We start from the raw sequence: 12,793 nt of genomic DNA, 5'->3' as shown, positions 1-12,793 counted from the left end.
TGATTTCCAAAAAAGTCACTAATTGATTTTTCTAAAAAGTAACGACAATGAAAGAAATTAAAATCATAGGTTCTGCTCTTCCCAACATTCCTTGGGAAGACAGACCAGAAAGCAGCAGCGTGCCGCTCTGGCGCTATTCTCAGAACCCTATTATCAAGCGTAATCAGCTACCCGACTCCAATAGTATCTTCAATAGTGCAGTAGTTAAGTTTAAGGATGGTTTTGCAGGTGTATTCAGATGTGATGACAAGAATCGTCGTATGACTCTTCATGCCGGTTTCAGCAAGGATGCCGTACATTGGGACATTGATGAGGACACCATCCATTTCGAGTGTGATGATCCTGAGGTAGGAGAGTGGGTTTATGGTTACGACCCTCGTGTGTGCAAAATAGGCGAAAAGTATTATGTCACCTGGTGCAATGGTTATCATGGACCAACGATTGGTGTGGCATGGACAGAGGATTTCAAGACCTTTCATCAGTTGGAGAATGCTTTCTTGCCTTACAACCGCAATGGTGTGATGTTTCCTCGCAAAATCAATGGCAAGTTTGCCATGCTGAGTCGTCCGAGTGATACTGGTCATACTGCCTTCGGTGACATCTTCTATAGCGAGTCACCTGATTTGGAGTATTGGGGGCATCATCGTCATGTGATGGCTCCTGCAGCTTTCGAGGAGAGTGCTTGGCAGTGCATGAAGATTGGTGCTGGCCCGGTGCCTATCGAGACTTCCGAGGGTTGGTTGCTGCTTTATCATGGTGTGCTCCATTCCTGCAATGGATATGTTTATGCTTTTGGTGCAGCCTTGCTCGATTTGGATGAACCGTGGAAAGTATTGGGCCGTTCAGGTCAGTATTTGATTACTCCTCAGGAGCTCTACGAGTGTGTAGGAGATGTACCTAATGTCTGCTTCCCATGCGCATCTCTCTGTGATGCAGAGACGGGTCGCATTGCAGTATATTATGGTTGTGCAGATACCGTTACCGGATTAGCCTTCGGTTATGTACCGGAAATCATCGACTTCATCCGCCGTACCAATATTATCAAGTAGAATCTTCAGAAAACATATTGATTTTTTTATGAAAAACGGTGTATTTCATAAAAAGCAGATTTATCAATAAGGCTATAAATTGATGTTAGGTTAAGATGTATTATTTATCTAAAAAAAGTTGTTTTTAGGTTTCAATACTGCGTTAAATTAACATTTAATCGTCTGTAAATCAATAACTTACATTAAGAAATTCTTATGAAAACTTAACTATAAAAAGTTGGTCAAGTCGCTGATTTTCAGTAACTTTGCAAATCACGACAAACGCAAAATTATATGAATACAGGACTTGACCAATATATGGATATCTTTAAAGATGCAGTTGAAGATTCGGCTGCAAAGTTAACAAAAAGTTTCGAGAAAATACTCATCGAGGTGATAATTTTGTTCATGGTAATACCAAGAAAGATAAATTTCACCCAAATGGGGAGGTATGGCTCGCATGTTGAGCAAACCTATCGCAACGCATTCGGCTTAAAAAAGTCGAAAAGCATTGACTGGCTCAAACTTAATGTCTCACTTGCCAAGCGCTTCTTTGGTAAACAGGGAAGATGGGCTATTGCCATTGATCCCAGCTACATCAGCAAAGCTGGCAAGAAGACTCCACATATCGGTCGTTTTTGGTCGGGATGTGCACAGTCTGTTAAACATGGTCTCGAAATCATGGGTATTGGCCTCATTGATATTGATGCCAAAGACTGCATGATGTTAAAAGCACACCAGTCGCTAAGTAATAAAGAACTGAGTCTTAGAAACAAGACTATGGTAGATTTCTATATCGGCGTCATTAAGCGTTACCGCAAGGAACTTCTCAAACTCTCAACCCTCATAGTTGCAGATGCTTACTTCTCTACAAGTACATTTGTTAATGGGATAAAGAAAGAAGGGTTCTCTTTGATAAGCCGCTTTCGTGACGCCAAAGGCTATACTGGTCTTATGGACTGCCAGGCTCGCGATAAGTGGAAACTCGATTTTGCTTTCAATGCTTCGTTCACATCACTAAATGTTGCCAAGGTAACTATGAAGGAGATGGGAATGGAATATTCTATGTCTTCATTCAAGTCACTGATGACCAACATTTATCTGGTGAAACGAATTTTTAAAGCAAGCGGGTACACCCCGAACCGAACTTTAATTAGCAAGATTTTCAAAGATCTCTCGTGCTTACAGCGTACAGCTGCTTAGTACATTATTGAATTATTAACGAACTATTGAGGTTTAGTTTAGGTTTATTAAAACCGCTATAGTTTTGCGTGAGCATAGCTATAGCGGTATTTTTTTGAATAAAAAAATAAAAAAATGCATTTTGACTAAGTATTTTGGTTTTTATTCTTGTTATAAGTGCAGAAAACAGCTAAAAACGAGGAAAAATTCTCAAAAACGGCGAGATACTCAAAAGCAGAAAATAAATTATTAACTATACAATATTAACTTAAACCTTTAAAGTATGAGACTAAATCGACTTTTTAGCGTTGCAATGCTCTCCATTATATTTGGAGGTACAGCAAGTGCTCAACAGCCTTATGGTGGTTGCTGGCATCCGGAACACGTCAAGAACTGGTCCCCAGAAACTGACAAGAATGCCAAGTTCAACCGTTCTAAGGTGCCATTGGCAAAACGTTTCAAGGAGCCTACCTTGATGAAAGCCAATAAAAACCAGTTCTATGAGGGACAGGTATGTAATGCAACCATTCTTTTCCCTACATGTAGTTCTTGCCCATCTCAGGGTGCTAACAACTTCTTGGGATACCAGCCAACTTACTGGCAGTATATGGATAAACTCGTTTATTGGGCAGGTTCTGCCAGCGAGGGTATTATTATTCCTCCACCAGCACCATCTACAGATGCTGCTCACCAGAGTGGTGTGAAATCTCTCGGTCAGATATTCTTCCCTCCTTATGCTTTCGGAGGAAACCAGGCTTGGGTTCGTGAAATGCTTACCAAGGAGAATGGCTCTTACATCTTTGCCAAGAAATTGTATGAAATCGCTAAGTATATGGGCTTCGATGGTTGGTTTATCAACCAGGAGTCTGGTGGCTCTACTCTCTCAGAATGGGCTGGTTTCATCAAAGAGTTTAATGCACTCGCTGATGCAGACGGCAATAGCCACATGGAAATCCAGTGGTACGATGCATCTGGTTCACCAAGTCCAACCATTCTGAAGTCACATAAGAATACTTCTCAGTTCTTGGAGTATGGAGCTAATGGCGATTATCGTGATCAGGCAAGCCAGCTGGGCTGTACAAAGGAAGAGACTTTCTCTAAGATCTATGCAGGTATCCAGGTGGTAAATAGTGGTCATACCGGATTCAGTTATTACCTCAACAGATCTATGCCAACGACCGGCCACGTAGGTTCTATTGACTTGTTCTGCCCAGAGGAGCGTATCTGGAAGGATAATGTAAAGAACCTTCTTGGTAGTGATGATACAGGTCCAAGCGCATATGCTGCTATTCAGAAAACCTTTAAAAATGAAGAGCAGATGTGGGTAAATCAGGAAGGTGACCCAACAGTCACATCTACCACATCTTGGCCAGGAATTTCCAACCGTGTATTGGAGCGTTCTACTATCACTAATATGCCTTTCGTTAGCTCATTCTGCGTAGGTGTAGGTAAGCACCGCTTCGTAGAGGGTAAGAAAGAAGGTACACAAGACTGGTATCATAGTGGTGTACAGAGCATCATGCCTACATGGCGCTGGTGGATTGAGAACAAGGGAAACTTGTCTGCTTCTATCAACTGGGATGATGCTTATAACTATGGTTCAAGCATGGAGGTGAGCGGTAGCTTGACAACAGGTGATCACCTCATGCGTCTCTACAAGACTATGATTCCTGTAACAGCAGGTGGTACTCTCCGTCTCGTTTACAAGACTACAACTCCTGGTACACTTGAGATGAAGTTGGCTACAGAGAGTTCTACAACTCCTGACGTGACTCTGACCGATGCTACCGTGACAGAGAAGAATGGCTGGACCATCGCCGACTATGACTTGGCTTCACTCAATGGCAAGACCATCTATATGATTGCCCTCAACATGAAGGGTGAGACTGAGGTTCCTTACTATCAGCTGAAACTCGGTGAACTCGCTGTGTTGCCAGCAGCTTATGCTCCTGCAAGCGTTACTGTTGAGAACCTTGCATCTACAACTACTCTCGGTGCAGAAAAGAGTGATGTTCGTTTGACATGGGATTATACCTATAACGACGACTTCGATCACTTCGATATCTATAAGAAGTATGAAAATGGCGAGCGCACTTTGGTAGGTCAGACTCGTGGCGAGGCTTTCTATGTTCCTACATTCGTTCGTAATGGCGTAGATAATTTCCTCGAGATGGAAGTTGTTCCTGTAATGAAGGATATGAAGCAGCAGCCTGCTAAGAGCATCAAACTCGACTATCCTAAGGGTACTGCTCCTGTAGTTACCTTCTCTTTGGGTAAGAGCTACCTCGAAGTAGGTGAAACTACATCTATCACAGCTAAGGGTACTGGTAAACCTACTGCTTGGGAGTGGATTTTGCCAGAGGGCTTGGAGTTCAAGCCAGGTACTCCTACTAATGAGGAGACTATCTTCGTAGTAGCTAAGAAGCCTGGTAAGATGAAAGTTACTGTAAAGGTTACTAACGTTGTTGGTACTTCTGAAACCACTAAGCAAGTTATCGACGTTATTGCTAAAGAAGACGCTGCAACTGTTTTCAATGTAGTAAAAGACAAGAAAGTGGTTGGCTTCTCTAACTCTACCAACTATACAGAGACACCTTGGAAGATTATCGATGGTGTAACTTATCCATACGATACCAGTGATAAGTGGTGTACATTGCAGAGCGACCGTTGGGCTATCTTCGATTGCCAGAGCGCATATCGTATCTATGGTTTCCGTATCTATGATGGTAACTCTGGTCCTGAGAGTGGTGTTGACCAGATCAACAACTATAAGATTCAGCTGTCTAACGACGGTGAGACCTGGACAACAGTGGTTGATGCTGAAAATCGTGTAAGCGAGAGCATCAAGACCGACTACATTCCTCCTTTCAAGGCACGTTATGTGAAGTTGATTCCTGAGGCTAACGGTACTCTCCGTATTTGGGAGTTTGAGGTATATGGTTCTGAGGACAACAATATGTCTATTTCGGTTCCTTCTTCTGAGATGAAGATGAACGCTGGTGAGACACAGAACATCGTATTAACTTACGACTTGAATGGTGATCCAAGAGATCCTAAATTCTCTTGCCGCGTGAAGTCAACTGCTGGTTTGAAGGTTGGTACTATCACAGAGGACCAGGCTAACTGCACATTCACTATCCCTGTAACAGCAGTTATGAAGATGGGTGTTGAGCAACTCACTATCACAGTAGATAATGGTGGTACATACAAGGAGCGTGTTGTGAATATTAACATCGACTCTAATACACAGCCTAACATCTTGACAGGTGCTACTGCTGAGGTTCGTCACTATCAGGGTGATGGTGGATTCGGTGTTACTTTCGACAAGTACGATATCCCTGGCTTGACAGATGGTGACAAGGCTACTGAGACTCTTGAAGTAATCCAGGATCCTTCTACTCATAAAGATGACACATGGGCTATCTTTACAGCTCCAGATGGCAAGTCTTGGAATCTCTCTAAGGTTGCTATCCACATCCCTAACAACAACAAGGGTACAAATGATAACGATGAAGCAGGTATCGTAAACAAGGAGATCAGCATCGCTGTAGGTAACGATATCAATAACTTGAAGCGCGTGAAGACATTCACAGACCTGGGGGAGGTTTCTGAGTTGGAGTACATCTTGCCAGACTTCGAGGAGACTAAGTATATCGCAGTGATCTGTAACTTGAATCCATACTTCTATCCTTCTTTGGCAGAGGTTGAGGCTTACGAGCAGTTTGCTGCTACTGGCATCGAGAACATCGAGAACCGTCCATCAGCAAGTGCTGTAAATGGTATCTACACTATCAATGGTATGAAGATCAACACCTTGCAGAAGGGTATCAACATCATCAAGATGGCTGATGGTACAACAAGAAAGGTTGTTATCAAGTAAACAATAATTTTCAATGAAAATCAAAGGGATATGGAATAAATCATAGCTCTTTGATTTTCTTTTTATATCTTTTTATCAATACTGCGTTAAATTAATATTTAATCGTCTGTAAATCAATAACTTATATTAAGAAATTCTTATGAAAACTTAACTATAAAAAGTTGGTCAAGTCGCTGATTTTCAGTAACTTTGCAAATCACGACAAACGCAAAATTATATGAATACAGGACTTGACCAATATATGGATATCTTTAAAGATGCAGTTGAAGATTCGGCTGCAAAGTTAACAAAAAGTTTCGAGAAAATACTCATCGAGGTGATAATTTTGTTCATGGTAATACCAAGAAAGATAAATTTCACCCAAATGGGGAGGTATGGCTCGCATGTTGAGCAAACCTATCGCAACGCATTCGGCTTAAAAAAGTCGAAAAGCATTGACTGGCTCAAACTTAATGTCTCACTTGCCAAGCGCTTCTTTGGTAAACAGGGAAGATGGGCTATTGCCATTGATCCCAGCTACATCAGCAAAGCTGGCAAGAAGACTCCACATATCGGTCGTTTTTGGTCGGGATGTGCACAGTCTGTTAAACATGGTCTCGAAATCATGGGTATTGGCCTCATTGATATTGATGCCAAAGACTGCATGATGTTAAAAGCACACCAGTCGCTAAGTAATAAAGAACTGAGTCTTAGAAACAAGACTATGGTAGATTTCTATATCAGCGTCATTAAGCGTTACCGCAAGGAACTTCTTAAACTCTCAACCCTCATAGTTGCAGATGCTTACTTCTCTACAAGTACATTTGTTAATGGGATAAAGAAAGAAGGGTTCTCTTTGATAAGCCGCTTTCGTGACAATGCTTGTCTCTTTTATGTCTATGCTGGTCCACGTACTGGAAAACGTGGTCGCCCAAAGACCAAGGATGGCAAGATTGATATGAAGAATCTTGACCTCACTCGAATGGAGAAGATGGAGATGAAAGATATAGAAGGAACAGCTTATACTTTGATAGCCTATTCCAAGGCACTCAGGTGTAAAGTTAGACTTGTCATCTGGCAGATGCCGAATGGCAAGAAGAAACTATTCTTCTCTACAGACACCTCACTTTCGGGTGAAGAAGTACTTCTTTATTATAGAACCAGGTTCCAGATCGAATTTTGCTTTCGTGACGCCAAAGGCTATACTGGTCTTATGGACTGCCAGGCTCGCGATAAGTGGAAACTCGATTTTGCTTTCAATGCTTCGTTCACATCACTAAATGTTGCCAAGGTAACTATGAAGGAGATGGGAATGAAATATTCTATGTCTTCATTCAAGTCACTGATGACCAACATTTATCTGGTGAAACGAATTTTTAAAGCAAGCGGGTACACCCCGAACCGAACTTTAATTAGCAAGATTTTCAAAGATCTCTCGTGCTTACAGCGTATAGCTGCTTAGCACATTATTGAATTATTAACGAACTATTGTTTTATCAATACTGCGTTAAATTAACATTTAATCGTCTATAAATCAATAACTTATATTAAGAAATGCTTATGAAAACTTAACTATAAAAAGTTGGTCAAGTCACTGGTTTTCAGTAACTTTGCAAATCACGACAAACGCAAAATTATATAAATACAGGACTTGACCAATATATGGATATCTTTAAAGATGCAGTTGAAGATTCGGCTGCAAAGTTAACAAAAAGTTTCGAGAAAATACTCATCGAGGTGATAATTTTGTTCATGGTAATACCAAGAAAGATAAATTTCACCCAAATGGGGAGGTATGGCTCGCATGTTGAGCAAACCTATCGCAACGCATTCGGCTTAAAAAAGTCGAAAAGCATTGACTGGCTCAAACTTAATGTCTCACTTGCCAAGCGCTTCTTTGGTAAACAGGGAAGATGGGCTATTGCCATTGATCCCAGCTACATCAGCAAAGCTGGCAAGAAGACTCCACATATCGGTCGTTTTTGGTCGGGATGTGCACAGTCTGTTAAACATGGTCTCGAAATCATGGGTATTGGCCTCATTGATATTGATGCCAAAGACTGCATGATGTTAAAAGCACACCAGTCGCTAAGTAATAAAGAACTGAGTCTTAGAAGCAAGACTATGGTAGATTTCTATATCGGCGTCATTAAGCGTTACCGCAAGGAACTTCTCAAACTCTCAACCCTCATAGTTGCAGATGCTTACTTCTCTACAAGTACATTTGTTAATGGGATAAAGAAAGAAGGGTTCTCTTTGATAAGCCGCTTTCGTGACAATGCTTGTCTCTTTTATGTCTATGCTGGTCCACGTACTGGAAAACGTGGTCGCCCCAAGACCAAGGATGGCAAGATTGATATGAAGAATCTTGACCTCACTCGAATGGAGAAGATGGAGATGAAAGATATAGAAGGAACAGCTTATACTTTGATAGCCTGTTCCAAGGCACTCAGCTGTAAAGTTAGACTTGTCATCTGGCAGATGCCGAATGGCAAGAAGAAACTATTCTTCTCTACAGACCCCTCACTTTCGGGTGAAGAAGTACTTCTTTATTATAGAACCAGGTTCCAGATCGAATTTTGCTTTCGTGACGCCAAAGGCTATACTGGTCTTATGGACTGCCAGGCTCGCGATAAGTGGAAACTCGATTTTGCTTTCAATGCTTCGTTCACATCACTAAATGTTGCCAAGGTAACTATGAAGGAGATGGGAATGAAATATTCTATGTCTTCATTCAAGTCACTGATGACCAACATTTATCTGGTGAAACGAATTTTTAAAGCAAGCGGGTACACCCCGAACCGAACTTTAATTAGCAAGATTTTCAAAGATCTCTCGTGCTTACAGCGTATAGCTGCTTAGCACATTATTGAATTATTAACGAACTATTGAAGTATGGAATACAATATAAAATCTTTAGTGATTGGCTTGGATTTGGGTGGAACCAATTCCGTTTTCGGCATCGTTGATGGGGACGGAGAAATAATAGCTACAACCTCAATCAAGACTCAGGCATTCCAATGCGTGGACCAATACGTAGAGGAATCGGTAAAAGCTGTGATGCAGATAGTAGAACAGGTAGGTGGCATGGAGAAAATTCGTGCCATGGGCATTGGCGCGCCTTGTGGTAACTATTACAAGGGAACCATTGAAAACGCAGCAAATCTGGTATGGGCTAAGGGTATTGTACCGCTGGCTGACATGTTTGCAGAGAAACTGGGCATTCCGGTTGCTATTACCAATGATGCAAATGCGGCAGCTATGGGAGAAATGAAATATGGTGCTGCGGTTGGCATGAAAAACTTCGTAGAACTTACTTTAGGAACTGGCGTAGGTTCTGGTATCGTGGCTAACGGGCAACTGATTTATGGTTGCGACGGATTTGCCGGTGAGTTGGGACACATGATTGTGGAGACTGATGGTAGACCATGTGGCTGTGGCAGAAAGGGCTGTCTGGAAACCTACTGCTCGGCTACAGGTGTGGTCCGTACTACCCTCGCCATGCTCGAAGCATCAACCGGGGCAACAGAACTGAGAAACATCCCTGAAGAAGAAATAACATCTTATGCAGTTTATAAGGCAGCCATGGCAGGAGATACACTGGCACAGGAAGTGTTCAGGCAGACCGGAAGAAGAATCGGCAAGGCCTGTGCAGAAATAGCTACCTTCCTGAGTCCGGAGGCTTTCATCTTCTTTGGAGGATTGGCACAGGCGGGCGAATTACTCATGAAACCGATGAAAGAAGCTTACGACAAGAATGTCTTGAGCTTGTATAAGAATAAAGCCAAATTTTTGACTAGTGGCCTAGAAGGGGCTACCGCCGCCATTCTAGGAGCATCGGCTATAGGATGGAATATCTAAATACCGACACTTTCCATCTGTTCTTTAAAACATTTATTTTACTAAAAAAGATTTATCTATGCGTGTTATTATCGAAAAAGATTATGAGAAGCTGTCAAAGTGGGCAGCTGATCATGTAGTTGAAACAATTAACAGATTTCAACCAACTGCTGAACGTCCTTTTGTTCTGGGTTTGCCAACCGGTTCTTCACCTCAGGGCATGTATGCCAATCTGGTAAAGGCGGTAAAAGAAGGCAAGGTTTCGTTCAAGCATGTCATCACCTTCAATATGGATGAATATGTAGGTTTGCCGGAATCTCATCCTGAGAGCTATCACTCTTTCATGGCTGCCAATCTCTTCAATCATATCGACTGCCCTAAGGAGAATATTCATATTCTCAATGGCAATGCCGAGAATCTGGAAGAGGAGTGCCGTCATTATGAGCAGATGATAGAAGAAGCGGGTGGCATCGACCTCTTTATCGGTGGTATCGGTCCTGATGGGCATATCGCTTTCAACGAGCCATTCTCTTCTCTTACCTCCCGCACCCGAGTAAAGACGCTCACTACAGACACCAAGATTGCCAACTCCCGTTTCTTCGATAATGATCCTGAGAAGGTACCTAGTCTGGCTCTGACCGTAGGTGTGGGTACCGTGATGGCTGCCCGAGAGGTAATGATTCTCTGCAACGGTCATAACAAGGCGCGCGCCCTGCAGGCTGCCATCGAAGGTCCTGTTACCCAGGCTTGGACCATCAGCGCACTGCAAACTCACCCATGTGGCATCATCGTTTGCGACGACGCAGCTACCGACGAATTGAAAGTTAGTACTTATCGCTACTTCAAAGACATAGAAAAAAAACAATCTTTAAAAAACGTGTGTTATGCGACTCAATTTAAGTTCTCAAATCGTACTTAACAAAGTTCCTGTCGAGTATTACAAACCAAAAACAACAGTAGAATACTCTGAAATCTCCCGCATGGAGAAGATTCATACCGACATCTTTGCCTCTTCACAAGAAGGCGCAAAGCATATCGCCGACTGCATCGAGAAGGAAATCCTGGCTGCACAGCAGGAAGGCAAATTCTATGTGATGGCGCTGGGTGCCGGTTCTTCTCTCTATTCTGTATACGATGAACTCGTTCGCCGTTACAACGAGAAGATTCTGAGCTTCCGCAATGTTGTTGTATTCAATGCATACGAATATTATCCGCTTCAGAAGGACAGTTCCCTCCGTACCATCAACCAGTTGAAGGAGCGTTTCCTTGATCATGTGGATGTGGCTGAGCAGAACATCTTTACACTGGATGGCTTTGTGGCACAGGATGCCGTACAGGACAGTTGCCGTCTTTATGAGCAGCGTATCAAGACCTTTGGCGGTCTCGATGTAGCCCTCCTAGGTGTAGGCCGTTCGGGTAATATTGCTGCCAACGAGCCAGGTTCGGGCATCCAGTCGATGACCCGTATCATCCTCATCGGCAATACCTCTCGCGAAGAGATGGAGAACAGTGAGCAGACCAAGGAAACCATTCCTCCATATTCGCTCACCATGGGTATCGCTACCTTACTCTCAGCCAAGAGCATCTATCTGACAGCCTGGGGCGAAGAGAAGGCAGAGATTATGCAGAAGGTGGTGGAGAACTCTATAACAGATACCCTGCCGGCATCATTCCTTCAGACTCATCCGAATGCTCATGTTGTCATCGACCTGGGTGCAGCTCACCATCTGACGCGCATCGAGCATCCATGGCTCGTAACTTCATGCCAGTGGAGTGACAAACTGGTGCGTTCGGCACTGGTATGGCTCTGCCAGAAACTCGGTAAGCCTATCCTGAAGTTGACCAATAAGGATTATAATGAAAACGGACTGAGTGAACTTCTGGCTCTCTATGGCTCTGCCTACAATGCCAATATCAAGATTTTCAATGACTTGCAGCATACCATTACCGGATGGCCAGGTGGTAAGCCGAATGCCGATGATACCTATCGCCCGGAGCGTGCAACTCCATTCCCTAAGAAGGTTATCGTATTCTCTCCACACCCAGACGATGATGTTATCTCTATGGGAGGAACCATCCGCCGACTGGTACAGCAGAACCACGATGTGCATGTAGCTTACGAAACATCAGGAAACATTGCTGTGGGTGATGAGGAAGTAACAAGATTCATGCACTTTATCAATGGTTTCAACCAGCTTTTTGCAGACTCAAAAGACAGCATCATCTCTAATAAATATAAGGAAATCAAGACCTTCTTTGCCAAGAAGAAGGAGAGTGACTTCGATACGAGAGATATCCTGACCATCAAGGGATTGATTCGCCGTGGTGAGGCTCGTACCGCTTGTACTTATAATGAAATTCCGCTTGACCATGTCCACTTCCTCGACCTGCCATTCTATGAGAGCGGCAAGATAGAAAAGTTGCCAATGACCGAGAAGGATGTAGAGATAGTGAGAGCTCTGTTGCAGAAGGTGCAGCCGCATCAGATTTATGTAGCCGGCGACCTTGCTGACCCTCACGGAACCCACAAGAAGTGTACTGATGCCGTTCTGGCAGCTATCGACGAAGAGAAGAAAGCAGGTGCAGAGTGGTTGAAGGACTGTCGCATCTGGATGTATCGCGGTGCCTGGGCAGAATGGGAGATTGAGAATATCGAAATGTGTGTTCCATTGAGCCCTGAGGAGTTGCGGGCAAAGCGTAACTCTATCCTCAAGCATCAGTCGCAGATGGAGAGTGCTCCTTTCTTGGGTAATGATGAGCGCCTGTTCTGGCAGAGAGCCGAAGACCGTAACCGTGCTACTGCATCGCTCTACGACCAGTTGGGTCTGGCATGCTATGAGGCCATGGAGGCTTTCGTGGAGTACAAACCATTGTAATACCTTAT

At 43.3% G+C, this 12,793-nt stretch carries 8 protein-coding genes; all 8 read left to right on the top strand.

The genetic code is table 11. The features are described 5' to 3' along the window. Positions 1-47: 47 nt before the first annotated feature. The 8 genes from KUA48_RS14500 to KUA48_RS14465 all read left to right on the top strand — a co-directional run bounded on the left by KUA48_RS14500 (position 48) and on the right by KUA48_RS14465 (position 12,785). A complete protein-coding gene (locus KUA48_RS14500) occupies positions 48-1,049 on the top strand; it encodes a glycoside hydrolase family 130 protein (protein WP_218433692.1) in 1,002 nt (333 codons plus the stop codon). Positions 1,050-1,322: 273 nt separating this feature from the next. Further along, complete coding sequence (locus KUA48_RS14495) at positions 1,323-2,231, top strand: transposase (protein ID WP_369503334.1); 909 nt, start codon at positions 1,323-1,325, stop codon at positions 2,229-2,231. A 262-nt stretch (positions 2,232-2,493) separates the two neighbouring features. Continuing rightward, a complete protein-coding gene (locus KUA48_RS14490) occupies positions 2,494-6,090 on the top strand; it encodes a discoidin domain-containing protein (protein WP_153088338.1) in 3,597 nt (1,198 codons plus the stop codon). 217 nt (positions 6,091-6,307) lie between these two features. After that, on the top strand, positions 6,308-7,531 hold the full coding sequence (locus KUA48_RS14485) for a transposase (RefSeq protein ID WP_264958551.1): 1,224 nt from the start codon (positions 6,308-6,310) through the stop codon (positions 7,529-7,531). 200 nt (positions 7,532-7,731) lie between these two features. Further along, complete coding sequence (locus KUA48_RS14480) at positions 7,732-8,931, top strand: transposase (RefSeq protein WP_369503333.1); 1,200 nt, start codon at positions 7,732-7,734, stop codon at positions 8,929-8,931. 33 nt (positions 8,932-8,964) lie between these two features. Next, positions 8,965-9,930 carry an ROK family protein gene (locus KUA48_RS14475; protein ID WP_119229885.1) on the top strand — a complete coding sequence of 322 codons (966 nt, stop codon included), beginning with the start codon at positions 8,965-8,967 and terminating at the stop codon, positions 9,928-9,930. A 58-nt stretch (positions 9,931-9,988) separates the two neighbouring features. Then, positions 9,989-10,828, top strand: a complete 840-nt coding sequence (gene nagB, locus KUA48_RS14470; protein WP_218433748.1) for a glucosamine-6-phosphate deaminase — start codon at positions 9,989-9,991, stop codon at positions 10,826-10,828. Continuing rightward, positions 10,794-12,785: a glucosamine-6-phosphate deaminase gene (locus KUA48_RS14465; protein ID WP_218433750.1), complete on the top strand. Its 1,992-nt coding sequence runs from the start codon at positions 10,794-10,796 to the stop codon at positions 12,783-12,785. The genes nagB and KUA48_RS14465 overlap by 35 nt, the downstream gene beginning before the upstream one ends. The last annotated feature ends 8 nt before the right edge of the window (positions 12,786-12,793 follow it).

The sequence above is a fragment of the Segatella copri genome (genome assembly GCF_019249795.2).
GTDB classification, from domain to species: Bacteria; Bacteroidota; Bacteroidia; order Bacteroidales; family Bacteroidaceae; genus Prevotella; species Prevotella copri_B.
The sequence above is the reverse complement of the archived record's forward strand: the minus strand, read 5'-3'. Positions and strand labels throughout refer to the sequence as shown.

What these genes read in the sequence shown, in the direction of transcription:
- KUA48_RS14500 (WP_218433692.1), top strand. Translation starts at nt 48, where the DNA reads ATGAAAGAAATTAAAATCATAGGTTCTGCTCTTCCCAACATTCCTTGG.
- KUA48_RS14475 (WP_119229885.1), top strand. Translation starts at nt 8,965, where the DNA reads ATGGAATACAATATAAAATCTTTAGTGATTGGCTTGGATTTGGGTGGA.
- KUA48_RS14490 (WP_153088338.1), top strand. Translation starts at nt 2,494, where the DNA reads ATGAGACTAAATCGACTTTTTAGCGTTGCAATGCTCTCCATTATATTT.
- nagB (WP_218433748.1), top strand. Translation starts at nt 9,989, where the DNA reads ATGCGTGTTATTATCGAAAAAGATTATGAGAAGCTGTCAAAGTGGGCA.
- KUA48_RS14480 (WP_369503333.1), top strand. Translation starts at nt 7,732, where the DNA reads ATGGATATCTTTAAAGATGCAGTTGAAGATTCGGCTGCAAAGTTAACA.
- KUA48_RS14485 (WP_264958551.1), top strand. Translation starts at nt 6,308, where the DNA reads ATGAATACAGGACTTGACCAATATATGGATATCTTTAAAGATGCAGTT.
- KUA48_RS14465 (WP_218433750.1), top strand. Translation starts at nt 10,794, where the DNA reads ATGCGACTCAATTTAAGTTCTCAAATCGTACTTAACAAAGTTCCTGTC.
- KUA48_RS14495 (WP_369503334.1), top strand. Translation starts at nt 1,323, where the DNA reads ATGAATACAGGACTTGACCAATATATGGATATCTTTAAAGATGCAGTT.